Source organism: Novipirellula rosea, from assembly GCF_039541335.1.
Classification (GTDB): Bacteria; Planctomycetota; Planctomycetia; order Pirellulales; family Pirellulaceae; genus Novipirellula; species Novipirellula rosea.
In genome coordinates this window covers 19445-44199 of the sequence record NZ_BAABGA010000058.1, presented here as the reverse complement: position 1 = coordinate 44199, position 24755 = coordinate 19445, and the positions used below count along the sequence as shown (strand labels likewise).

19 protein-coding genes are annotated in these 24755 nt (G+C 54.4%); 16 read left to right on the top strand and 3 right to left on the bottom strand.

Going from position 1 to position 24755, the window contains the following annotated elements; all coding sequences use genetic code 11:
* The first annotated feature begins 579 nt into the window (after nt 1–579).
* The gene (locus ABD971_RS22355) at nt 580–2829 is read left to right on the top strand and encodes a serine/threonine protein kinase (RefSeq protein WP_345325727.1); all 2250 of its coding nucleotides are present in this window, start codon (nt 580–582) and stop codon (nt 2827–2829) included.
* A 237-nt stretch (nt 2830–3066) separates the two neighbouring features.
* Here the strand turns inward: ABD971_RS22355 and ABD971_RS22350 are convergent, their stop codons facing one another.
* Nucleotides 3067–3249: a hypothetical protein gene (locus ABD971_RS22350; RefSeq protein WP_345325725.1), complete on the bottom strand. Its 183-nt coding sequence runs from the start codon at nt 3247–3249 to the stop codon at nt 3067–3069.
* 113 nt (nt 3250–3362) lie between these two features.
* A complete protein-coding gene (locus tag ABD971_RS22345; protein WP_339946358.1) occupies nt 3363–4580 on the bottom strand; it encodes a DUF1559 family PulG-like putative transporter in 1218 nt (405 codons plus the stop codon).
* 460 nt (nt 4581–5040) lie between these two features.
* On the opposite strand from ABD971_RS22345, the gene ABD971_RS22340 reads away from it, so the two are divergent.
* The 3 genes from ABD971_RS22340 to ABD971_RS22330 are packed head-to-tail and all read left to right on the top strand — an operon-like array spanning nt 5041 to nt 9973.
* On the top strand, nt 5041–5661 hold the full coding sequence (locus tag ABD971_RS22340) for a TetR/AcrR family transcriptional regulator (protein WP_345325722.1): 621 nt from the start codon (nt 5041–5043) through the stop codon (nt 5659–5661).
* The gene (locus ABD971_RS22335) at nt 5658–6830 is read left to right on the top strand and encodes an efflux RND transporter periplasmic adaptor subunit (RefSeq protein WP_339946356.1); all 1173 of its coding nucleotides are present in this window, start codon (nt 5658–5660) and stop codon (nt 6828–6830) included. The genes ABD971_RS22340 and ABD971_RS22335 overlap by 4 nt, the downstream gene beginning before the upstream one ends.
* A complete protein-coding gene (locus ABD971_RS22330) occupies nt 6827–9973 on the top strand; it encodes an efflux RND transporter permease subunit (RefSeq protein WP_339946355.1) in 3147 nt (1048 codons plus the stop codon). The genes ABD971_RS22335 and ABD971_RS22330 overlap by 4 nt, the downstream gene beginning before the upstream one ends.
* A gap of 138 nt (nt 9974–10111) precedes the next feature.
* Here ABD971_RS22330 and ABD971_RS22325 read toward each other — a convergent pair whose 3' ends face one another.
* Complete coding sequence (locus ABD971_RS22325; RefSeq protein WP_345325719.1) at nt 10112–11557, bottom strand: sulfatase-like hydrolase/transferase; 1446 nt, start codon at nt 11555–11557, stop codon at nt 10112–10114.
* A gap of 271 nt (nt 11558–11828) precedes the next feature.
* Between ABD971_RS22325 and ABD971_RS22320 the strand changes: the two genes are divergently transcribed.
* The 12 genes from ABD971_RS22320 (at nt 11829) to ABD971_RS22265 (ending at nt 24671) form a co-directional block, all read left to right on the top strand.
* Entirely contained in the window at nt 11829–13292 is a 1464-nt protein-coding gene (locus ABD971_RS22320; RefSeq protein WP_345325717.1) for a sulfatase family protein, read from the top strand.
* Nucleotides 13293–15363: 2071 nt separating this feature from the next.
* Nucleotides 15364–15987, top strand: a complete 624-nt coding sequence (locus tag ABD971_RS22315; protein ID WP_339946352.1) for a hypothetical protein — start codon at nt 15364–15366, stop codon at nt 15985–15987.
* A gap of 98 nt (nt 15988–16085) precedes the next feature.
* Nucleotides 16086–16709: a hypothetical protein gene (locus ABD971_RS22310; RefSeq protein WP_345325714.1), complete on the top strand. Its 624-nt coding sequence runs from the start codon at nt 16086–16088 to the stop codon at nt 16707–16709.
* A gap of 273 nt (nt 16710–16982) precedes the next feature.
* Nucleotides 16983–17777: an SMI1/KNR4 family protein gene (locus tag ABD971_RS22305; RefSeq protein ID WP_345325712.1), complete on the top strand. Its 795-nt coding sequence runs from the start codon at nt 16983–16985 to the stop codon at nt 17775–17777.
* Nucleotides 17778–17881: 104 nt separating this feature from the next.
* Nucleotides 17882–18064, top strand: a complete 183-nt coding sequence (locus ABD971_RS22300) for a hypothetical protein (protein ID WP_339946349.1) — start codon at nt 17882–17884, stop codon at nt 18062–18064.
* A gap of 567 nt (nt 18065–18631) precedes the next feature.
* Nucleotides 18632–19213, top strand: a complete 582-nt coding sequence (locus ABD971_RS22295) for a hypothetical protein (protein ID WP_345325710.1) — start codon at nt 18632–18634, stop codon at nt 19211–19213.
* Between the two features lie 680 nt (nt 19214–19893).
* The gene (locus ABD971_RS22290; protein ID WP_345325708.1) at nt 19894–20505 is read left to right on the top strand and encodes a hypothetical protein; all 612 of its coding nucleotides are present in this window, start codon (nt 19894–19896) and stop codon (nt 20503–20505) included.
* Nucleotides 20506–20609: 104 nt separating this feature from the next.
* Nucleotides 20610–21374, top strand: coding sequence for a cupredoxin domain-containing protein (locus ABD971_RS22285; RefSeq protein ID WP_345325706.1), 765 nt, complete (start codon nt 20610–20612; stop codon nt 21372–21374).
* Nucleotides 21375–21890: 516 nt separating this feature from the next.
* On the top strand, nt 21891–22478 hold the full coding sequence (locus ABD971_RS22280; RefSeq protein WP_339946345.1) for a hypothetical protein: 588 nt from the start codon (nt 21891–21893) through the stop codon (nt 22476–22478).
* Between the two features lie 43 nt (nt 22479–22521).
* Complete coding sequence (locus tag ABD971_RS22275; protein WP_345325704.1) at nt 22522–23028, top strand: hypothetical protein; 507 nt, start codon at nt 22522–22524, stop codon at nt 23026–23028.
* Between the two features lie 97 nt (nt 23029–23125).
* The gene (locus tag ABD971_RS22270) at nt 23126–23545 is read left to right on the top strand and encodes a hypothetical protein (protein WP_345325702.1); all 420 of its coding nucleotides are present in this window, start codon (nt 23126–23128) and stop codon (nt 23543–23545) included.
* A gap of 151 nt (nt 23546–23696) precedes the next feature.
* Entirely contained in the window at nt 23697–24671 is a 975-nt protein-coding gene (locus ABD971_RS22265; protein ID WP_345325700.1) for a DKNYY domain-containing protein, read from the top strand.
* Nucleotides 24672–24755: the final 84 nt, after the last annotated feature.

The window sequence follows — 24755 nt, the reverse complement described above, 5'->3', positions numbered from 1 at the left end:
GAGACGGCTGGATCATTGGGGGACGTCGTTATTTTTCGGATCCGCGGACTTCCGCTGCTTCCGACTTTTCCCCAACACCGTGAAGCATTTTTGCTTCGTAGCGGTAGTCGTCAACGGCTTGTTGATTTACTGAGCCGCGACGCGTCAGCGGCCGGGTCCCGCGCACGACCCGGTGCCTTACGGCCCACGGCTCACTGTTGCGATTTGCATTTCGATTAAATCAACAGCCCGTCAACGGCTTGTTGATTTATGAGCCGTGACGCGTCAGCGGCCGGGTCCCACGCACGACCCGGTGCCTTACGGCCCACGGCTCACCATTTCGATTTGCGTTTGGATTAAAGCAACAAGCCGTCAAGACTTTCGATCCACTGCGAGTGCTCCCCGAAACTCTTGACGATTTCCGCTACGAAATGCTTCTCCGCGTGGCATTCCCCCCACGCCATGCGTGTCCTCCCCCCATTCCTTGCTCTCTCGGACAGCTCGCAGATTTTCGATTACTCTAGAAGCTTCTGAATTCAGATCGCTCGGGGCTCTCATTGGACGTCGTGCGATGCCGACGCCGTGCGAAAAAAATCCTCCATGAATCCGCTCAATCTGTTTCGACGCTCGACACGTCCATCGACCGAACCGCAAGCTCACATGACATGGGCTTCGCGAAGCATTTCGAACACGGTGACGCGGACGGGCGTGTTCTTAAAAAAACAGCTTTGGATTTGGCCCATCATCGCGGTACTTATCCTGTCGGTGATTGGATTCGGTGTCCGCCACGCGATCGAAACAACGATCAAGGCCAACGTCAGCTCGGGGCTTCAGTCGCTGGTGACGCTGGAAACCGAAATGTTGAAAAAATGGTTCGCGGTTCAAGAGTCCACCGCCGAATCGTTGGCCAATGACGCTCAGGTCCGTCAAACCGTTTATCAGATACTGCAGCCAAAAACGCCCGCTTCGGTCGCAGGGGCGTCGCCGGATGTCAGCAATGCATTGGATGTTCACTCGCAACTTGCCACGGAATTAGCTGCCGCAATGGCCGCTCACGACTACGTGGGATTCATCGTGGCGGATAAGACGAAACGCATCGTCTCGTCCTCGCACGCGGCGCTGATTGGCGAGCAGGACATCCCCGAGTACGAGACCTTTTTGGACCACGCCCTTGATGGAGACACGATCGTATCGCCCCCCTTTCCCAGCGTGGTGATGCTCAAAAGTAGCGACGGACGCAACCGTATGGGCGTTCCCACGATGTACGTCTGCGCCCCGATCCGCGACGCGTCGTTCCAGATCATCGGTGTGTTGGGAATGCAGATTCGACCCGAACGCGAATTCACGCAAATATTGCAACTCGGCCAAGTCGGCTCGTCCGGCGAGACCTACGCCTTCAATTCCGAAGGGCTGATGATCTCGAATAGCCGGTTTGACGAAGAGTTGATTTTGCTCGGCTTGTTGCCCGATCGCGAGCAGTCGCAATCGATGCTCGAACTGAGGGTGCGTGATCCCGGTGTCGATATGACTCGCGGAGAGCGACCGGAGGTGCGGCGATCGCAATTGCCGATGACCAAGAATGCAGCGGAGGCACTCGCGGGCAACTCAGGAATCGATGTTGATGGTTATCGTGATTATCGTGGCGTCGCTGTGATCGGCGCTTGGACCTGGCTGCCGAAATACGGAATCGGGGTGACGACCGAGGTCGAAGCGGCGCAGGCGTTCCGTCCCTTGGTGATTTTGCAGCGAACGTTTTTGCTGATCTACCTGCTGCTGATTCTTAGCGCGATCGCCATCTTTGTGTTCATGGTTGTGGTCGCTCGTTTACAACGTCAAGCTCGCGCGGCCGTCATCGAAGCTCAGCAGTTGGGGCAATACACGCTCGAAGGCAAACTTGGCGAAGGAGGCATGGGAGTCGTTTACAAAGGCCGACATTCGATGATGCGGCGGCCAACGGCAATCAAACTGTTGCATGCCGATCGTATCGATGAAAACTCAATCAAACACTTTGAACGCGAAGTCCAAATCACGTGCCAGTTGAACCATTTCAACACGATTGCAATCTACGACTACGGTCGTACACCCGAAGGCGTGTTTTATTATGCGATGGAATACCTTGATGGGATCGATTTGCAAGAGCTTGTTCGCAAGTACGGACCGCAGCCCGAACCACGCGTGATCCATATCCTGCTGCAAATTTGCAACTCACTCTACGAGGCTCATTCCAAAGGCTTAGTACATCGTGACATTAAACCCGCCAACGTGATGCTGAACCGACGCGGTTGTGAGCCCGATGTGGTCAAAGTGCTTGATTTTGGTCTGGTCAAAGCGATGGAACCGCAAACGCCGGGGGCGATGCTCGGCGGCGGTACGCTGACTGGAACGCCGCTTTACATGTCGCCCGAAGCGATCCAGGCGCCGATGTCGGTCGATGCTCGCACTGATATCTACGCCGTCGGCGCCGTGGCTTACTTCTTGTTGACCGGAGAACCGGTGTTTGCTGCGGACGGCTTGACCGAGCTGTGCCAGAAACACATTGACGAAGCTCCCGTGGCTCCATCGAAACGCGGCAACACGAAAGTGTCCAGCGATCTGGAAGATGCGATTCTGAGTTGTCTCGAAAAATCGCGAGCCAAGCGGCCTCAGACTGCCCGCGATCTCGCTCAGTTGCTGCTGCGGTGCAAAGAGGCAAAACGATGGACAATCGAAGATGGCGATCGCTGGTGGGGACGCCACGAACGAGGCTCCGGCGTCCGCAGTCGCAGCGACGATGCAGCGAACGCTCCGGCTGCCGTCGAAGCCACGCTGGACCTGACGCAACTCGCCAGCGAAAGTGACGACCCCTCATAAGGCATCATTGCTGTGGCAACCCAAGGCGTTTTTTTGCAGCAGAGCGAGCCACCGGTTTTATGTCGTTTTTTCACGCTGCGAAGTGCCGAGCATCTTAAGGTTACCGAGTCAAAAAAAATCGCCGAAGGGAGATGCAATTTAGACACTTGTTCTAATTTGCATGTCACCGCCGGCGATGGACTGAGCGTGTAGACACCCGGATGGCGAATCATGAAGACTCGTGTCCGTGCATCATTGTCAATCTTCTTCCTCCGTCATTTCTTCTTCCGATACCCCCGTGGTTGCCGCCGCAAGCGCGGCTTCATAGTCGGCGATTGCTTGCGCATCGGCACCATCGGTGACGGTTCGATTGGACTCGTCGTCGCATCCACAGAGGATCGAGCCGAACAAGAGCAACACAGCAACAGATAGAATTTTCATTGGATGGGTCTCAAGGAATGAGGGCGTTTAAGGATGGGGGTTAGCTCCGTAGAATCGCCCTTTGGAAAGTCTCGCGGTTTAACCAAAGGGCGAGAAAATGGTAAGCCTGTCAACTAGAAGTCACTATCGATCGTTTCTCGGCTAGCACGTGTGCCCAGCGCTCCCCACAGTCCGTACGGACTCTTGGCGCCAGGGTTGTAGGCCTGATTGATTGATCGCGCTGTTTGATCGCCCGCTTCGATTGAATCGGTGACAAACTTGACGGCCCCGTCCCCCATCAACACATGACATCCCCCTTGATGATGGCTCGACATCGTAGCGATCAGCGTGGTGCCCAAGGTGTTGAAAGGTCCACAGATCTCACGGTTTGGCGAAAGGATCGTCATGCAGCCACTGAACAACGGCCCTTGGTCTGCCCATCGGTAGCCACGACCAAAGGCAGCACGCGAAACCATTTTGTAAGTAGGGTTCCAAAAACTGGGACGCTCGGGGTCAACCAATGGTAAACATCGTGACGGGTTGTTGCGGATGTTACCCAGCGAAATGCCAGGGGCGCTGGTGTTTGCCCCATTTTCAGTCACTTGGGTGCGATTGCTGTTGTCACCCAGGTCGGTCATGATTTCGCCCATCGCGATCGTGTTGGACAAACCATCCAAACAATCTCGGAATGAAGTGGCCTGCAGCGGCTTGAAGAAACCTCGGTGAGAAGCTCTCGCCATCTTGCTCCGCGCCGTTGTGATCTTACTGCGGTTGTTGTTGTAGGGGCCGAAGTAAACTTGCCACGACGAATCACCGACGCAGGCGGCATAGTTGGTGCGGCCTAACGCGGGAAGCCCAAAGCCCGGATCGCTAGGACAGCGAAAAGCCTTGACCTCTGTTGCCCACGGGATGTACTGGATCTGGTCGGGCGTCGGGCCCATCGCCGGCCAAGGTGCTGCCGGAGTTCCCACCGCCGCCGAGGTGTTGCCATCGGTCCGGGACGCATTCGGATTCGAAATCTGCTCCCATAACGCCTGCTGCTCGATGAATGGCAATGCAGGCACCAACATACTCAGCCGATAGCGGTTTCCTTGCGTGCTGGTTCTGAACCAACTGTCGGGTGGATCCGGCTGTGTTCCGGTGCCATGGGTCGGAACTTGCTTGTATGCGGAATGATAGTTGTGAATGGCCAGACCAAGTTGTTTGAAATTGTTGCTGCAACTCATTCGGCGTGCGGCTTCACGCGCTGCCTGGACAGCCGGAAGTAAGAGTCCGACGAGAACGCCAATGATTGCGATCACCACCAGTAGTTCCACCAAGGTGAACCCGTGTTTGCTTCTTTTCCAATACATAACATGACCTGTTGATAAGTAGACGAGCAGATAAATAGATAAGTGTGCAAAGCATGCTATCGGCGCAATGGGCCCGAAAGTCGCTTTGCCGGCCCGCAATGGACCTTCCAGTAACTTTAGGGGCCCCTAAATGGCGTTGTAAAGCCTTAGCGAGTGGAATAATTGCCAAATCAGTTGAAAAAGCAAGATTTTCGCGTTTTTCGATGGCATTCCAGTGCCCCCACCTTGCCTATCCTTGCAAAAAGGTGTCCGACACCTTTTTTCGGATAGGTCACTGCCGACAGCATCGAATCAGGCAACAGTCAGCCTGCAACCGGTCAATGTGACAGTGCCAAACGCGCGCGGGCACGTTCGAAGAATCCATTCGGTTGATGGGGCGCGCGGTACTCCTAAAGCGAGTGAAACGGAGTTCCCGCTGGACCCGCTTGTATACCGACCGACCGGTCGGTACGATTGGCGAATGCCTACGACGAAAGCACCTGAAACGACTGATCGAATCCTTGATTCGGTGATGCAATTAATCCTGCACGGTGGACTGCCTGCGGTGACCCTCTCGGCGGTTTGTCGCAAAGCGGGACTCAGCAAAGGAGGGTTGATGCATCACTTTCCTACCAAAGAAGCGTTGGTCGACGCGTTTCTTCAACAATCCGTTCGTGATTACTTGGACTTAATCCAACAGACCGCGAACCAGCATGCGGCTGGGACGGGAAAGCGGGCTAAAGCGATTTTAGATCTTTTTCTGGGGGAACCAAGCGATTCCGAACCTGACGCGAACAACGATTGTGCTGCGGTGATGGTGGCATTGATCCAGGGGGACGGAAGCAAATCGCTGGTCGATGAGGTTTATCAAACCCTATTCCATTTAATCCGCAACGACGGGTTGTCACGCGATCTCGCCGATTTGATTGTCGTTGCACTTGATGGCGTCTGGTTACAATCGATGATCGCGGCGAACGAGACCATCGTTCCGCGAACGAAGCGAATCCGCAAAAAGTTGAATCAGTTAATTTCGAGCGAAATAACGATGAAGACGAAGCCCAATCCAAGTAAGCCCAATCCGAGTGAAAACGGACGAACATGAATCAAGTGCCATCAAAACGATCTCGCGGCCGTTGGCTGCGAACGGCGATCGGATCGGTTGTCGTCGTCGCCGGTGTCCTCGGGCTGCTAGCGGGCATCGCTTATGCCAAAGGCCGACAGATCAAAGCGTCGATGTCGGCACCGCCGCCACCGGAAATGCCTGTTGCGGTAACCGTCACGGCTGCCAAATCGACTACGTTTCGCCAGACGTCGGTGGTCATCGGCAACATGTTGGCCCCCGAGTCGATTGCGTTGCGAAATGAATTGGCCGGAGCTGTCACGAAGGTTCTGATGGAACCGGGCGGTGAAGTCGAAAAGGACGCGGTCCTGATCCAATTGGATGATCGCAGCGAACAGGCTCAATTAAAAAGTGCGGAGGCGTCACGCAAGTTGGCAGATTCTGCGTTACAGCGAGCCCGCCGCTTGAATCGCGCCAACGCCAACAGCGAATCGGAACTGGACGTCGCCGAAGCGGAATTGACACGAGCCGAAGCGATGATTGACGAGTTGCGGGTTCGTATCGACAAGAAAACGCTGCGTGCACCGTTCAAGGCACGTGTCGGACTGTTTGATCTGCATCTTGGCGAATACTTGGTCGCAGGCACCGAGATCACCACCCTCGAAGGGATCGCGGACTACTTGAAAGTCGACTTCGCGATGCCATCGCACGTGGCGGACGCAGTGACGATTGGCGATCAAGTCCAACTGAGGGTCGGAACGGCGGGATTGCCGTTGACGGCAACCATTGTGGCGTTGGACGCGTCGGCTAACGCGATCTCGCGTTCGGTGACCGCGCGGGCTCGATTGGACAATCCGCCTGCGATATTGCAACCTAACGATTCGGTGCAAGTGACGGTGCCCTACGGTCCTGCGATCACGGCGAGATTGATTCCTGCGACGGCGGTTCGTCGTGGTCCCAGCGGGACGTTGGTGTATGTCGTATCCGAGCGAGACGGCCAGTTGCGAGCTGAGTCGCGTGACGTGATCGTTGCGGGCAGCGAAGATCCCAACGTTCGTATCATCTCGGGGGTCGAAGACGGGGAAAGAGTAGTCGCCGATGGATCGTTCAAAGTATACGACGGTGCCTTGTTGTCCGATGTGACAGCGGTAACGAAAACCGCCTCGGTCCGAGCTGCGGATGCATTAGGCGACGCGGGGACAACAAAGTGAAAGCGATTACCGACCTATTTATTCGGCATCCAGTGCTTGCGATTGTCGTTAACTTGATCTTGGTGCTGGTCGGCGTGCGGTGTGCGACGTCGTTACCGATCCAGCAATTTCCTAAATTGGAAAGCACCTCGATCACGGTCACGACCGTTTATTTTGGCGCCAGTGCTGAAACGGTCCGCGGATTTCTAACGACGCCGATCGAGCGTGCGGTTTCATCCGTAGCGGGCATCGATTATGTCGAGTCCAGCAGTATCGCGGGGATCAGTACTGTCACGGTGCGGTTGAACTTGAATCATGATTCGACCAAAGCGTTGGCGGAGGTCAACGCACGATTGCAGCAAGTGCGAAGCGAGCTGCCTGCCGAAGCGGAACCGCCGACGATCGAATTGGTTCGCGCTGATCGTCCGTACGCGTCGTTCTACTTGAGCTTCACGTCGGATCGATTCAACTTACCCGCACTGACCGATTATCTGACTCGCAATGTCCAGCCGCGGTTATCGATTGTGCCTGGGGTACAGAAGGTAGGGATCGAAGCGGGGCAGACGCCCGCGATGCGAATTTGGATCTCACCGGAGCGTTTGAGCGAATTGAACTTGACGCCTGGCGATGTTTATTCGGCGCTGCAGCGTAACAACTTTTTGGCGGCGATCGGGCAAGTCAAAAGCGACACGGTCCAGATCGACCTGCTGACGAACACCGATTTGCGAAGCGTTGAAGAATTTGGAGATTTGATCGTTTGGCAGGCCCCCGCCTCGGCCAACGGACCGGGCACGATCATCCGGTTATCGGACATCGCTCGTGTGGAACTCGGCAGCGAAGAGCCTACGGCGACGGCGATGTACCGCGGTCGCGAAGCGATTTACGTCAGCGTGTGGCCGTTACCCGGCAGCAACGAGATTGAAGTGGCCACGCGATTGCACGAGGCAATGGCGGAATTGGAACCGGAACTCCCCGGCCACGTCGATATGCAACTAGCCTATGACGGCACCAAGTTTATGCGGCGATCGCTTTCAGAAATTTCCAAAACGCTGACCGAAACGATCGTGATTGTTGGATTTGTCGTATTCCTGTTTATGGGATCGGTTCGCTCGGCGCTGGTGCCGTTGGTGGCGATGCCGGTGTCCTTGGTCGGCGCCGCGATCGTGATGTACCTGCTTGGGTTTTCGCTCAACCTGCTGACGCTGCTTGCGATCGTGTTAGCGGTTGGTTTGGTCGTGGATGATGCGATTGTGGTTGTCGAAAATGTGCAGCGTCATCTGCAAGACGGTCACGGCAAAATCCAGGCGGCGCTCGTCGGAGCGCGTGAATTGGTCGGTCCCATTTTGGCGATGACAATCACGCTTGCGACGGTTTATGCACCGATCGGTTTTCAAGGAGGGTTGACGGGGATGCTGTTCCGCGAATTCGCCTTCACGTTGGCGGCTGCCGTGGTCGTTTCCGGCGTCGTCGCGGTCACGCTGTCACCGATCATGAGCGCGTATTTGTTACCGGCCGATGGCCGCGAAGGAGCCATGACTCGGCTGGTCAATCGCATTTTTGCTGCGGTGCGTCGCCGCTACGCGAGCGTTTTGTCGATGGTGCTGGAATTGCGATGGTCCATTGCGTTGGCCACGCTGCTTGCCGCCGCGGCCGCATTTCCGCTGTACCTATTCTCGGCCAAAGAATTGGCGCCGGTCGAAGACGAAGGGGCGATCGCCGTGATGTTGGCCGCCGCTCCGGATTCGACACTACGCTCTACGACGCGATGGGCGGGCCAATTGGCGACCGGCTTTCAGGCAATCGAAGAATCCGAATACATGTGGGCCGTCGTTACCGCCGGTGGCGGTTTTGGTGGCGTGATCACCAAGGATTGGGACGAACGCGCTCGCAGTACTCAACAGATATTGCCGCAAGTGTTCGGCATCGCATCGCAAAATCCTGGTCTAGAAGCGTTCCCGGTGCTCGTGCCTCCCCTTCCCGGAGCGGGCAACTATGACGTCGAGTTGGTGCTCAAGAGCGATCTGCCGGTAGAGCGTCAGCGTGAACTGGCCGAAGAGATCGTGCGACGCGGACGCGAGGCGAATCTGTTCATGTTCGTGGATACTGATTTGAAAGTCGACTTGCCTCAGGCGCGAGTGGTCGTTGACCGCGAACGTTTGGCCGACCTCGGACTCGATCAAGCTGCGGTCGGCCGCGAGCTCGGGGTGTTGTTGGGGGGCGGCTACGTCAATCGATTCAATTACTTCAATCGCTCGTATCGCGTCATCCCGCAGCTCGAAGCCGCGGATCGACAATCGACCGGTTCACTCATGGACTTGAAGATCCGAAGCCCTTCGGGGCAATTGATTCCGGTGTCGACGTTTGCATCCGTCCAGCCGGAAACCGCACCGCGAACGTTGAATCGATTTCAGCAGCAAAGTGCCGTAAAGATCTTTGCGGCCGTGTTTCCTGGGGTGACCAAAGAACAGGGGCTTTCCACGTTGGAGGCGATTGCCAGTGATGTCGTCGGTTCGTCGGCGACCTTGGATTACTCGGGTGAATCTCGGCAAATCCGCCGCGAAGGCGCATCATTGGCTGTTACGTTGGGCTTTGCACTGGTACTGATTTACTTAGTGCTTGCCGCCCAATTTAAATCGTTTCGTGACCCGTTGATCGTGCTGTTTGGCTCAGTGCCGTTGGCGATGACCGGCGTGCTAACGCTGACCTGTTTGGATTTGACTACGATCAATATCTATTCCCAGGTAGGGCTGATCACGTTGGTGGGGTTGGTGGCCAAGAACGGAATCTTGATCGTCGAGTTCGCTAATTCTCTTCAGGAAACGGGGGTGCCAAAGCGGTCGGCAATCCTCGAAGCGGCGCAAACACGATTGCGACCGGTGTTGATGACATCGGCGGCAACGATGCTCGGTCATTTGCCCTTGGTGTTTGTCACGGGCGCCGGTGCAGAGGCTCGAAACAGTATCGGTATCGTGTTAGTGGCCGGAATGGCGATCGGTACCGTGTTTACACTGTTTGTCGTACCAGCGCTGTACATGCTGCTGGCGGCCCAGCATCGGCATGATGATCCGGAGCAACCGCAGACTGTTGCACCAGTCACCTTGCGTGATACGTTCACAAAGGATCTGTCAGGCGAGAAGAAACAGCCCACAGCGAATCTGGCTTAACGACCCGTTTTCGGGTTGTAGCGGAAGTCGTCAAGACTTTCGAACTAGCATGATCGGGCAGTGCCGAGCAGCATTTACAGCCACCCATTAACCCAAATGTGCGATGTAGCCACGCTCGCCAGAGCGTGGCTGGCTGCTTCAATAGTCACGGAACGGGCCGCGTGGCTCGGCGGATTCCATCTCGCTCACCCAGTTAGCATAACGTTGCTTCAGCATCGCCTGAATCTGGGGATGCGATTGGGACAGATCGTTTTGTTCACCGATATCGTTGTCCAAATCGAACAAGCCTCCGCTCTTTCCCATTTTCACCCACTTCCATTTACCCACGCGGGCTGCGATTAGATCCCGCCGCTTCCAAAACATTTCCTCGCGTGGTGACGAGACTTCGCCGCGGAGTGTGGGCCACCAATCAAAGCCATCCAAGACCACATCCTTCGGTAGCTCAGCACCCGAAGCCGCGACAAGACTCGGCAACAGTTCCAAGCTGGACAAAAACGCATCGTTGACTTCGCCAGCCTTCACACCCCCGGCGGGCCAACGCACGATGCATGGAACGCGAATGCCTCCTTCCCACGTTTGTGCTTTGTGGCCTCGCAAAGGTGCATTGTCGGCTCCGCCACTGCCACCGTTATCGGAAAAGAAGATGACGATCGTGTTATCGAGAATCTGTTTCTGTTCCAAGGCATCGAGCATCGTTCCGATCGCGTCGTCCATGCAAGTCACCGCAGCGCGGTAGTCGCGACGTCGCGCATCGGGCGTCGCCACGGTCGCCGGGGTTCCGTACCTATATTTTGGGGTGATTCTTGTTTCGGGATCGACCGGCGGGTACCTCTTTTTGTACTTCTCAGGTGCCTGGACTGACGAACGAATCTCGGGATCCAAGGCCGAAGAATTGTGCGGCGCGTTAAACGGCACGTACAAAAAGAACGGGTCGGTCGTGGCATGCTCGTCAATAAACCGCAACGCCTCACGTTGGAATAAATAGGTACAGTAGGTCCCCTTGTCCGCGATCGTGGGCGACAGGTTACGAACCATACTCGGAACGCCATATCGCTCGTGCGTGTAGTAGTCGATGCCGGTATTGGTGAACCCATAAAATTCGTCAAAGCCACGCGAGGTGGGGAGATATCGCTTCAGCGTTCCGAGATCCCATTTTCCGAAAATGCCGCTTTTGTAACCTGCCGATTTTAACACCGACGGAATCATCACTTCACGCTCATCCATCCCGCCAACCCGCTCGAAGGTGACGGCATACTCTTCGGCCGAATAACGGAGACCGTAGTCCGGAGCCTCGTTGCGAATCATGTCATAGACACCGTTTCGCTGCGGATAACGTCCGGTCAATAGACTTGCTCGTGACGGTGTGCAGGCGGGCCATGCCACATAAAAATTGGTCAACCGCGTGCCTTCGCTTGCCAACCGATCCAGCGCCGGGGTCAAGATGCCGTTTCCGAGTATCCCCAGGTCGTTGTAACCCTGGTCATCGGAAACAATCAGCAAAATGTTGGGGCGTTCGGCGGACTGTAGCGGAGACGTCAACGCCATCAGCACGAATGCGAACCACAAAGTCACGTGTCGGTTCAAGGGTTTTTCCATGGTTTCGTGATCGGAGCGAAATTCGAAGGGATTGAGCTTAAGGGGGGACTACGTCCAGATCAAGCTTCGGATGCTGCCGTGACGCCGTTTGCTTCGTTATAGTAGCGTCAATGCACTTGTGGGACGAACGTTCGCATTGCCGCGCACAGCGAGTATTATAAACCGCAACTCGCGGTGAAGATCCTCGCCGGAAGACCGCTAACATAGATGTCCGATGGCGTGGATGTGTCCACACCCAAACTCGAACCGTTGCAGAAATATGAATCTACGCGCTCTCGTTGTTTGCTTTTTCGTGATTCACACGAATATATGTCTGGCCGAAATTCGCAACGTGGTGTTCATCCTCAGTGATGACCACCGTTACGATTTCATGGGGTTTATGGACGAGGCTCCCGATTTTCTAGAGACTCCGAATCTGGACCGGATGGCCGCCGGAGGCGTCCACGTTCGCAACGCTTTCGTCACCACATCGCTTTGCTCGCCCAGCCGCGCGTCGATTTTGACGGGCCGTTACATGCACGCTCATCGCGTCGTCGACAACCAACGTCCGGTGCCTGAGGGAACACGATTCTTTCCCGAGTACTTGCAAGATGCGGGAGTCAAAACCGCGTTTGTGGGCAAGTGGCATATGGGACATGACAGCGACGAGCGACGACCTGGCTTCGACCACTGGGTTAGTTTCAAAGGTCAGGGCGAATACTTTGATCCCGAATTAAACATCAATGGCGACCGGCGTCATTTCAAAGGTTACAACGCCGACATTCTTACGGATCAAGCAATCGGGTGGATCGATTCGCAGTCAAGCGACGAGCAATCGAAACCGTTCTTTTTGTACTTGTCCTACAAGGCGGTGCATTATCCGTTCAAGCCTGCTCCGCGGCATCTGGGCCGATACGCGGAAAGCAAAATCGAATATCCCGAAACGATGGCGAACAGCGAAGAGAATTATCAAACACAGTCGCGCTGGATTCGCGATCGCCGCTACAGCATTCACGGGATTGACCACATGGAAACGGGTGCGTTTGATAACGACCCGGTCCCATCGTTTGACGCGCTGTATCGCGACTATTGTGAGACGGTGCATAGTGTTGACGAAAACATTGGCCGGGTGCTCGATAAACTGAAAGCTGCCGGGCAACTCGATTCGACGCTCGTGTTGTACATGGGTGACAATGGATTCGCGCTGGGCGAGCATGGATTTTACGATAAACGCGATGCGTTTGAAGAATCGATTCGTGTTCCGATGCTTGCATATGCTCCGACCAATCTGCCCGCTGGGAAAACAATCGATCCAATGATCCAAAACATCGACGTGGCATCGACGGTGTTGGATGCGATGAAGGTCGCGATTCCGGCGGACGCCAAAGTGGACGGCAAGTCATTTTTGCCACTGTTGAGAGGCGAAAGCGTCGCTTGGCGAGACCACATTCTGTACGAGTACCACTGGGAATGGAATTTTCCAGCGACCCCCACGCTGTTTGCCATTCGGGATGAACGGTTCAAGTACGTCTACTACCACGGTGTCTGGGATCAAAACGGATTCTACGATCTGCAAACCGATCCCCACGAGCGGCACAACTTGATTGAGGTGCCTGGCTATCGCGAGCAGATCGAGCGAATGAGTCGTCAAATGTTCGACGAATTGTCAGCAATGGGAGGACTCAACGTTCCCGTCCGTCCTCCGCAAGGCGAACGTCTAGGGTCTCGCAAGCTACCCCGCTAACCCGCCCTCGCGGCGGAACTCGTCAACGACTTGTTGATTTAATCGAAATGCAAATCGCAACAGTGAGCCGTGGGCCGTAAGGCACCGGGTAGCGCGCGGGACCCGGCCGCTGACGCGTCGCGGCTCAGTAAATCAACAAGCCGTTAAGAGTCTCGCAACACGCCCCCAACCGTAGTGGATCTTGCTAAAGATCCAGCCGTACTGGTTTCTTAAATCTAACCTCGCCCGAGCCACCAGCTCACCATCGCCAACAAGAGCGACGATTGCGCGGTCTTGTTGTGCGGTCTTGTTGTGCGGTCTTGTTGTGCGGTCTTGTTGTGCGGTCTTGTTGTGCGGTCTTGTTGTGCGGTCTTTTTTGAACAGGAGCAAACCGAGGAAGCAGAGTAACGAGTCACGTATTCTCCATTTCTGCCACCTCTCCCGAGCGCAGCACGGGAGAGGTCGGACGGGCCCTCAAGGCCTCGTCCGGGTGAGGGCCTGTCACCAGCTCACTCGCATCACGCATCAATTCCGCGTCCGTTCCGCCTAGCCTCAGTTTCCCGTAGTGGATCTTGCTAAAGATCCCGCCCTACTGAATTCTTAATCCTAACCTCGCCCGAGCCACCAGCTCTCGATCGCCAACAAGAGCGACGATTGCGCGGTCTTGTTGCGCGGTCTGTTTTGAACAGGAGCAAACCGAGGAAACAGAGTTACGAGTCACGTATTCTCCATCTGCCACCTCTCCCGAGCGCAGCACGGGAGAGGTCGGACGGGCCCTCAAGGCCTCGTCCGGGTGAGGGCCTGTCACCAGCTCGCTCGTACCGCGCATCAATTCCGCGTCCGTTCCGTCTAGCCCCACCGTCCCGTAGTGGATCTTGCTAAAGATCCCGCCGTACTGGTTTCTTAAATCTAACCTCGCCCGAGCCACCAGCTCTCCATCGCTAACAAGAGCGACGATTGCGCGGTCTTGTTGCGCGTTTTTTTTTGAACAGGAGCAAACCGAGGAAACAGAGTTACGAGTCACGTATTCTCCATCTGCCACCTCTCCCGAGCGCAGCACGGGAGAGGTCGGACGGGCCCTCAAGGCCTCGTCCGGGTGAGGGCCTGTCACCAGCTCGCTCGTACCGCGCATCAATTCCGCGTCCGTTCCGTCTAGCCCCACCGTCCCGTAGTGGATCTTGCTAAAGATCCCGCCGTACTGGTTTCTTAAATCTAACCTCGCCCGAGCCACCAGCTCTCCATCGCCAACAAAAGCGACGATTGCGCGGTCTAGTTGCTCAGACAATTTGAACAGGAGCAAACAGAGGAAACAGAGTTACAAAACACCTCATCTCTGTTGTCTCCCTTATCTCCTGTTCAATGGTTCTTCACCAGTCTCGTCCAGACGTCACCTTCAACCATTTTAAAATTTGCAATTGTCAATTTAACTTTTTCAATTCGTCCAACTCCAAGCTCCACCCACCCTCCCCCTCTCACTCGCAGCGCCGAGCAACTGCATGACAAGAAACAACCCACCGCGACGGATGCTCGCGGGACCTCCCCCTGCTCGCTACCGTGAGAAAAATATGTGAGGTGACGTGCTTTTGAACTTCTGCGTTGATGACTGCCACTTCAAATCACGTGCGGCTCCGGGATACTTCCGCTCCAGTGCCTTCGGCAAACACACCGATTCGGCAAAGAGAAGCTGGTCAAATCGGTCCTGTGGAGCAGATTCCGTCCCGGTTGCGGTGGCCCCACAGCAAAGGCCATCGCCCACTCCCACGGCCATTGAAAGCAACGTTGGCATTTCGGAGTACTGAATCGATTTTACCGCCGTCCTGCATCGCCGCAGCACTATCTTTGCTGACTTTTTGCATGACTGCATCACAGGTCAATGCCTCGGATGGAAGAGTTGTTTACAATTTTGCTTGACCCAAGAATCAAGTCCCCTCATACTCAGCGGTCGCCAACCGGCGATAACATTCCCTCGCACCGGCGATAACACTCCACGTGTCACCGAGGGAGCCGAAGGTCCAAACGGCGATAACACCCCCAGGCCCCACTTATCGCCACCACAACCAACGATAAATACTTCGTTATGGCATTGACCTGAATGCAACGCTATTCACTACGAACGACCCTTGTTGCGATTGGGGTGATCGCGTTAAGTCTCGGCATCGTGCTATTGCAGATTCGCAATTCCGGACTGCGGCGCGAAGTTGAAATGTTGCGAGCAGAGATGGGATTTCTCGTTCCTGTGGACGTTTCAAGAGTGAATGTCATCGAAGTTCCGACAACTGATCAATTCTCCTGGTCATGGCGTGTCTTCGCGCCGCCAGGAACACAATTTGATGCGGGCATTGTTACCGAGGACATTCCAAAGCGTGGTGCGCCGTCGGCATCGTTCCTGGGTATCGAAATACCGTCCGAACCGAATGGTGTATTGATCACCGCGTCAGTTACCAACGATCTTGATGCTGGTTACATGTTGCAAATTAATTTTGGAAACGGAAACACCGTTCGCGATCGCATATCGCTATCACGTGAAGAGTTCATAAACGGATCGGCGTCTCTCGAAACCGCTGGACGAAGCGGACCACAGGTCTGCAAGTTTGATGAACCGATCATCCTTCATCGTCGGCGGCTATATGAACAGACTTCGCCAACCACCCATAGCGAACCCGAGGGGGTCTCTCGTGGTCTGATGTTCTGGATCACACCAAAGAAGAAGCCATAACAATCGGATGCACGACGAGTCGCCGAGTCGTGGTTAATGAAGTGGTGGATTGCTCGCGGCGACCGCGTGATCCGTGTCGTTATCCACGTGAGATACCCATGCTCTTGCGACTTCTCCTCTTTCTTTGTGTGGCTGCCTGTTCGACAGGCGGTGCTGCATTCGCCCAATTGGATGTTCGCGTCCAACTAATCCTCCAATCCGATATTGAGGCTCCTGACGGCGATTGGAAACGGTTGGAGAACTTCGATATTGTGATCACGATTGTGAATGGCACATCAACAGCTGCGGACGTCCCCAAGACCTACTCGCCAAATCGCATTCGTTTGTGTGCTTCCGGATCGAACGGAACTCATTGGCCTCTCCACCTCGGTTCGAGACAGGAAACGGGAATGATTGGAGGCGACAAAGCGACTGTGGCACTTGGTGAAGAGACGGTCACGGTCGCTCCGGGGAAGAAATACGAAGTTTTGCGAGTGAGCGCCAAGGTGACTTTGATCTCCCCGGGAAATATCTACGCGGAAACACCACTTGAAGAATTCGCTAAACGACGTTGGGTATGGAACTGGGGAGCTCGTCCGGGACCAGATTACTCGCCTTTTGAAAGTCGAAAGGGTGATGGCCGCTCTGAGCATGCCGTTTTGTGGTGCGAGCTAGACGTTAAGGGGCGAACAATTCGCTCCGTACCGCAGATTGTCAACGCGACGCATTACAACCCTGGATAACCATGCCATCCACCGGAGTGGCGGTGCCCAGCGTTTTGTGCAAGAAAAGTCAACTCCCGCCACCCGCTGATGGCGGTCGTTCGTCTATTCTACGTTTCGATGATTTCGCTAATTCCAGATTTCCGGATCTGGCTGATGGTCGCTTGAAGAATGCTGCACCTGAATTCTAAAACTCTATTGCTGTTAGCGTTCGCAATTCTGATTAGTGCGGCATGCAATCGCAAGCAAGAGCAATCGACGCCAAACGCGAGGTCAGCTATTGAAGATCACAAGTTGAACCGACTCGATTGGGGTTTGATCTATCGCGTTTCACAGCATAGTCGCATTGCAACGGACGCTGAAATTGATGAGATCGAGCGGTCCTGTGGAGAACTTCCGCAAGGTTATGCTCTATTTGTGAAAGAATTCGGTTACGGCAGCCTGGACGACATCGACGTGCTGACTCCGGAAGCGATTACGGAGCAGACGCCCTTTTTACGTAAGCAAGTATTGGCCGAATGGTTGTCATTTTGCGACTCATTGGATGAACTCGCTGTTATCCCCCGCAATTCCATCCATGATGCTGTCCCTTTCGCCAAGACCGCTTGGGGTGACTACTATTTTTCCTCACCTTCCCAGCCAGAAACGCTTTGGCATATGTGGCGTTCGCACGATTGGGCAGACTCGTCGCCTACGCAGATACCGCTTGGATTTGGGAACCTGTTTCTTCATAGATTTGTCGATGGTAGCATTGAAGAGCTTGGACCATCTTCTCCGGTGTTCCGCCCAGTCGTAGAGACGAATATGCAGCAACGATTGCTTTCGCCAATTGGCTCGATCCACACCTTGGAAGAATTCCTTGATCGATGCGAAGAGTTGATTCAGCCGTCAAGGTTGGATAGAGACGAGCACGGCGCGCTTATGTTTGCTGTGGATTTGGGTGCGGAGTTTCGCTTCGGGAAAAGAAAAGCCAATCAAACATTCGTCGTTACATCAATCTACCCACCTGAACAAGAAGCTGCGATTTTGCGCGTTATATCAGCAATCGTTGGTTCCGAATTCAAGAGTGAGCCTTTAAAACAAGAATGATGCCGAACCAGAGAAATGCACGGGAGTGGTGGTGGCCGTGCGATTCGAAATGGATGATCAACTCCCGCCACAACCGTGAATTCCGCCGTTACCCGACTGAACTAATGCGAATTCTAATTGCAACTTTGCTTGCTGCGATCGCCGTCGCTGCTCACGCAGGCGGACCGCAGGACCGCGTGGTCATCCATCTGCTGGATCCGCGAGGCGCAATTGCTGGCGAGCAAACCATGCCGACTGAATGGAACGGTGGCAAGACGGACTTGATTGCAACTCGACACTCCAAATGACGGGTAACCATGCGATGGTGACGGAGCGGCGGTGGTCGCCGATTTCGTCTGCTTGCAAGTCAACTCCCGCTGCTTGCACATTGCTACCGTTCTCCGATTGGAAATAAGTATTCGATGAATTGGACTTGGCGGTCCAACGTGGTCTGACGGATAGAAGCCGAGGATGTTTTTTTTGTGCTGCAAACGTGACGAGTGTCGGATTGCAAAACGGGGAACTTGAGAAGTGGGAACCACAGATAAAACCGGATTCACGCAGATGCGTGAGGAGCTAATCTGTGTTCATCGGCGTCTATCTGTGGTTTCATTCGTTGCCGGTTTTTGTGCTGTGAAGATGGGTGTACAGTGGGCAGGCAGTGCGCCGAACGAGGATTTGGATCACGTCAATCAACTCGCTACAATCAACGGGCTGCCAGCGGCAAAACATCCGGGTGGCCAGCGGCAAAACATCGAGAAACAATACGATGCACCGAAATCGCCGGCGCGATCGATTCGTGAACACAAACTAAAATTGCGGCGACTGGGTGATCGTTGCCGTTATCGGACTGATCGTTCGACATTGAAAAGTACATGCTTTGGCCTGTGATACTACCGTTTCAGATCACATGCGGTGTAATGCTGTTTGTGGTGCTTGCCTATACGGCTTTTCCGTATCCTCCAAAATTGACTAGGGCGAAAGCTTTCGTCTTCGGCTCAGCATTCGGATTGATCGCGTTCATTCCCTCTTGCACGGGTATCATGATGGCGGTCGACACCGTCAGGTTTGGAGCCTTTCACTACGATTCCTATGACGACGTTCCTGATTTTCGGTCGCGTAGATACTTGCCGGAGAAAGCGACCGACATCTTCATGCACAAACACGCGAATGGTTACTTCGCACGGTACGAACTGCCTGAACGTGAATTTAGGTCTTATCTTGACGAACTATGGCAGGAGTACGGCCAATACTCTGCGGTCGAACGTGGTGGCTTCATGGACGAAGGCCAGGTTGTCGATTGCAAGATGTTCGATTTGCGCTTCGGTCACATTGGATGGGACTGTCCCGCAGGATCGCTGGTATACTACAGTCCCAGCGAGCCTGACGGGGGTGGCGCAACATACTATGTCGATCCGAATTCAAGCTCAATCACTCAGCGCACTGGTTTTTGGTGAGCCGGCCCAACATTGCGGGCAACCATGGCATTCACACGGAGCGCGGCGTGCGGCCGGATTTGAAATGGACAACCTTACTCTCCCCGCCCAGTGATGCCGGTCGTTCGCCGGCTGGGCGTTTCCAAATTTCCGCATTTACAAACGGTACAGGCGGTATCGGCTTCGGATACTATGTCATTGACTCAACCACTGGTGAATTCTGGATGGGCTCTGGCGATGAAAAGCCTAGCAAGGTCTCCGAACCGCTCTTGAAATAGCTAGACGCACGTGCACGTTGCGGACAGGAAATGGCTTGAACACGAGCGGGTGGATGCAAGGCATGGAGACAGGGAGACACGGAGACACGGAGACACGGAGACACGGAGACACGGAGACACGGAGACACGGAGACACGGAGTGAGGAGTGAGGAGTGCTTGGCAGCGAGCGAGGTGCAGGCTGCCTCGTCGTGTTCGAACGTGCTAGACAATACCTAGACAATACTATGTGACGGACAGAAAAATTGTTGCGACAGGAAGATTGAAACATCGGAGTGTTGAGTGCCATTATTCTTTTGTCTTCATATTTTTGCCAAGCATGTTTTTGCCCGTGTTTGTCCTTTTGCGGATGGGGCGTTTTGTCGCGTTCATGCTCGTCAACTCCCCCGACCGGCAGATCGCTACTGTTCTGACGAATGAAAAACTTGAATACACGATTCGTCGTTCGCACGTTATTAGTCCTCGTCGCCATCACTGCGGTCGTTGGCATCTTTGCAGCGTTCTTTACTGTTTGGCGTCTCCCTGCTCGCCAAGATGACAACCGTGCTGTCGATCGATTTTTTTGGCACGATTATTCCAATGGGGTTGCGAAGCAACGTCGAGACTCCGGTTGGCAATACCAAGGTCAGATCAATGGCCTGGGGAGTTGTGTGGTACTGCATCACTCCCAATCGCAGCACGAGAAGTATGGACAAAATGGCGGCTACGTCGTCGCTTTCCAGCTACCGCTGGATGTTGTCGAAGGTGACCAATTGACGCTTTCACCGGTTCCCGCAACACGCTCTGGTGAGCTCCACCCGCATGAGCAACGGTTCACCCTCATGCTGCCCCATGAATTCACTGTTACCACTTTCGGAGATCACTTTGGTTCCATCACCGCTCGTTCAGATATTCGTGAGTCGTTCATCACCGTCAAACAGATGACGCAGAAACATGTTATTCTGCACGTCCAGATTGACGTTTCGATACCGGAGTTTTATGACTTGAAGCTCGATCGAGATTTCACGATTCAGCGTGTTCCTCCCGACGATGCATAGAAACCCGATGTCTCAGAAATAGACTTGCAAAATGACACGACTGGATGCTTTACCGTCCTTCCATTGGTGACGGTCGGTGTTGTGTGACTAACGGAGTTTTACCCTTGAAATATATCGTTGCTGCGTTTTGCTGCTTCTTGGTTGCCGTTACAAATGTCCAAGGCGAGACTGCGACGCTAAAAATGCGTTTCGTCTTTGACGGCGTCCCACCCCCGGTCAAGCAGATCAACATCGTACCTGCCCTCGCGCCAGCTGGCGGTCCTGTGCTGGATGAACGACTGATAATTGATCCCGTATCAAAAGGAATCCGAAACGTTGTCGTTTACGCCCACACGGACCGTGGCGAAACAAAACTCGGTCCGTTTGCACGAAGTGACAACAGGCATCGTTTGGCAATGTCGAACGATCGGTTTGATCCTCATGTTTTGATTGCTCAAGCCGGGGATGCGATTGAACTGGTGAATCGCGGACGAGTTCAACACAATCCCGTCCTCAGTTTCTTTGCGAACCAGCCACGCGACGTGCAGATTCCACCAGGCGTGTCTAGATTGATTCCAGTGCCTCGACCGGAGCCCGCACCCATTCCGGTTGACTGCAATCGACACCCATGGATGCATGCCTACGTGTTCGTTCTGGATCATCCATTTGTAGCCTGCTCTGATTCGGAGGGTAGCATCCGCATTGCGGGATTGCCCGCAAATACAAGGCTGACGTTCCGAGTCTTTCACGAGGCTGGGCGAATTAATCGTGTGGGTATTTTGGGCGAGGAGACCGAGTGGCCGCGGAGCCGATTCAGTGTCGATCTTGTCGAGGGTGTGAACGATCTTGGGGATATCCTTGTGCCAGCTACGTCACTACAGCCCAACTGAACTAAAACGCCAGGTAACAAAGCGATGAAAATCGAGGCTTTGAAAGCAATTTTGGGCAGTGGTTGCTCAACCACTCGGGCAGCATCTCACTAACCAACCTGGTAAGTCACTATTTGGCGCACGTAAAACGTTCTTGTTTTGGCATGGCCGAAATTTTGCAGTCGAATTGGTGCGCGTGATCTGCACGGGCGATGATTTGATCGCCAAATTGCGAGGCCGATCTTGTGGTTCGCGTTGGTGCGGTCAAAGCTCGACATGATTCGGCGCCGTGGGCGTGGTGAACCGGAGGTCGCAGAGTCAACGGAGTCGCCGGTCAATGCTTCAGCGTTCGTAGGAAAATCATTCGCCGCCGATCGAACTCTGGTATCCTGTTGGTGTGCAATCGTTTTGAAGGTCGGGATAAAGCCCGCACCAAGACCGCCAGGACGGGGTACCGAGACCTCTAAGAAAATTCTTCGCCTGATGGTGCCCCTTCCACGCGGACGGGGTGACAACCGACGTTCTACCAACAATACAATGCCTGTTCGGACGCTACAAACAATCACGCTGCTCGTAATCACCGCTGTGGTTGCTGTAGCGTTCTACTGTGGTACTTCCGGTATTCGATCGCTTGATGACTTCCGCAACTATCGTGCGATGCGGTCCGTGAGTGATCCGATCGTGATCGCGCTTGCTGACGGGATATTGCCCGCTGACGCTACGACGCAAGACATGCTTGCAATCGCGTCACCACAATGGTCCGAGAACTATGGACGCTGTGTGATTTACGGCTTCACTTCCGAACGCAGCTACGACCAGCACACGATCGTGACCATTGATGGTCGCCTTGCATCTGCACACGTTGGTAGCTGCACGTGGCAATGGTCGTTCTACAACAACATTCCGGACGATGTTGCTGAAGCGGTTGCTCGAGTACGTGATTTGCGCGCGACGATGGAGCGAGTGCCAGAATATGCGCAATACATGCAACCGCTACTGGATGAACAACTTGATCTCCTTGATGTCCAAGTGAACTCCGCTGACAAGGAGGCGGAACCATCAGGGGTAACGCATCTGGGCGAGCGAGGTTTCAGAAATGGACGATCCATCGGCCTCCCTAGGTGATAGCGGCCGATCGTCCCGTACGTTCACAATTCGAGATTTATCGATGTTTCGATGGCAAACTATTTCGCGATCCCTTTTGATTCTCCTGTTGTGCTTTGTTGGAAGCAGCGGTGCGTCGGAACCGGTTCCACCGGACGAGCGAAGCTTGGACAAAACCGTATTGCGGATCAATGAGCAACTGCAGGCCAAATACGCGGTGCTTGACCCTGTACCAATTACGGTTGGTCGGTTCCGCGAGGCGGTTGCGGTGGCAATCGAGCGGCTCGCAAAGAGCGACAAAAAAGATCGGATGCTGATTGTGAAGGCATTGCAAGTCGTCCTCGCAGAGGAGTGTTTTCCCGCTGGCTACCACTTTTACCTAAGTGCGACCTCGGCCAGTTTCAAGAAACAGTCGCTTGAGGACGACGTACTCGGTAAGAAAGTAGTCAATTTGCGTTATCATCTTTCTGTACCGGTCCCTGTCGGCAAAGCAACCACGCAACCTGTTCGCTTGAGATCTCTAGCCGAACAGTTTTTCATCGAGAAAAAAGAGATTGTTTGGTCGGACTAAATCTGGATGCTCAAACTCCGCGACGCCATGAATTCCGCCGTTAACCGGCTCAATAGACACACGCCGTTCCATCTCGTAACGATTGGGATGATCCACCTTGATTCTGTTGTTGATCCCTGTTGTCGCGACTGGACTGTGGCTTGCCGACTGGCGGCTGAATCGCGGTTTTACGAAACGCCCGCGTGGATTTGCTCGCGACCCACTATTCGTGGCTTCACCTATTCACACCACGGTTATTGTCTATCTCGTGTTCCACTACTGCTGGCACATGTTTTGGCTGATTGTTTCGCTGCCCGAAACTGGCGCGTCGTATTGGCACACTCCCATTGTCTGGGGCATTACACTAACCCACGTTGAACGAATGGTCGTTGCGGCGATGATAGTGCTCGTCGTAACTGTATTCTGGTTTCGTGGTTGCAACTCCGACCTCGTTCGTGTTGGGGATTGCTTGCTTACCGCCACTGAAGCCGTTACCTTGGCGTTCACGATGTTCGCGATGCCTCAATACGTCGGGTGACAGGCGGATACAACGGAGTGGCGGTGATCCGTTTTCAGCAGTGGATGCATCACTCTCCACGCCCGCTGATGGCAAGCGGCTCGTTGTACAGCCAACACACGGCCAACACATCGCTGCCTTGGCCGACAATCAACCTTTGGGCCTCTACATAATGCACGGACACAAGATTCGCATCATCGGTTTGTCGATCGTGATTCTGGTCGTGGGCCTCACGTATTTTGCCTACCGAAGCGTTACTGAAACGCAGGGATTGGAGTCACCTTCGGAGGCATCCATCAAGCCAAAGAAGAACGAACCCGTAAGTTACGGCTTTCACGTGATCGATGGACAAGCCGTTTTCGCGGGAGGATTCATCCCGTTTACAGGTAAACGGGGGCTTACGCCCGTCGAAGATGCTGACGCCGAGACATTTCGTGCTTTTGAACAGGTATTTCCGGAGCACCATCCCCCAGGAGAGCTTTTCGCTGTCGACAAAAACCACGTTTTTGTAAAGCTTGTCCGTGAAATCGAGATACTAGGCGCCGACCCCGCCACATTCCGATTGTTGGACGAAGCGGGGAGATTCGCTTGCGATAAAGATCACGTTTATTACCGTGCCATCAAAATCGAAGGAGCGGATCCCGGTTCGTTTCGACGGTTGAAAGGGGATTTTTCGGTCGACGACAAGCATGCGTACTTAGGACATACTACGCTTCCAGCAGTGGCCGCGACGTTCCAGGCAACGTCGCCGGGTTACATCTCCAACGTTTGGTCTGGAGGCCGTTATCACAAAGGCCCCTATGCTACTGAGGGATGGAACCGCGACGCGAGCAATGTGTTTTTTGGCAACAAACGCATTGACACCGTCGATCCCAATACCTTCGAGGACCTAAAGTTTGCAGGCTATGCGAAAGACGGCAAAAAAGTCTACTGGGAGCGGCATATTATCGCTGGTGCGGATCCGAAAACATTTGAAGTCCTAGGAAGCAAGTATCTAAAATTCTTCCCGTCGAGCGTTCAGCATCCAAGTGGCCACGGTCCCTTCGCACGCGACAAGGACCATTTCTATTCCTACAACGAAATCGAAGAGCGTGACGGGCCTTGGCGGCACGAGAACGGCGAAGCTACGACTCGCCCCCATCCCTAACCTGCCCCGGGCAAGTTTACCTTGGGATTCCAGGCAGCTCCGGCGGTGACGCCGCAGCCGCGGTGGTTCCCGTCTTAACTGTAG

Coding starts and splice junctions, on each gene's coding strand:
- ABD971_RS22355 (WP_345325727.1), top strand. CDS start 580: ATGAATCCGCTCAATCTGTTTCGACGCTCGACACGTCCATCGACCGAA.
- ABD971_RS22350 (WP_345325725.1), bottom strand. CDS start 3,249: ATGAAAATTCTATCTGTTGCTGTGTTGCTCTTGTTCGGCTCGATCCTC.
- ABD971_RS22345 (WP_339946358.1), bottom strand. CDS start 4,580: ATGTATTGGAAAAGAAGCAAACACGGGTTCACCTTGGTGGAACTACTG.
- ABD971_RS22340 (WP_345325722.1), top strand. CDS start 5,041: ATGCCTACGACGAAAGCACCTGAAACGACTGATCGAATCCTTGATTCG.
- ABD971_RS22335 (WP_339946356.1), top strand. CDS start 5,658: ATGAATCAAGTGCCATCAAAACGATCTCGCGGCCGTTGGCTGCGAACG.
- ABD971_RS22320 (WP_345325717.1), top strand. CDS start 11,829: ATGAATCTACGCGCTCTCGTTGTTTGCTTTTTCGTGATTCACACGAAT.
- ABD971_RS22315 (WP_339946352.1), top strand. CDS start 15,364: ATGCAACGCTATTCACTACGAACGACCCTTGTTGCGATTGGGGTGATC.
- ABD971_RS22310 (WP_345325714.1), top strand. CDS start 16,086: ATGCTCTTGCGACTTCTCCTCTTTCTTTGTGTGGCTGCCTGTTCGACA.
- ABD971_RS22300 (WP_339946349.1), top strand. CDS start 17,882: ATGCGAATTCTAATTGCAACTTTGCTTGCTGCGATCGCCGTCGCTGCT.
- ABD971_RS22295 (WP_345325710.1), top strand. CDS start 18,632: ATGCTTTGGCCTGTGATACTACCGTTTCAGATCACATGCGGTGTAATG.
- ABD971_RS22280 (WP_339946345.1), top strand. CDS start 21,891: ATGCCTGTTCGGACGCTACAAACAATCACGCTGCTCGTAATCACCGCT.
- ABD971_RS22275 (WP_345325704.1), top strand. CDS start 22,522: ATGTTTCGATGGCAAACTATTTCGCGATCCCTTTTGATTCTCCTGTTG.
- ABD971_RS22265 (WP_345325700.1), top strand. CDS start 23,697: ATGCACGGACACAAGATTCGCATCATCGGTTTGTCGATCGTGATTCTG.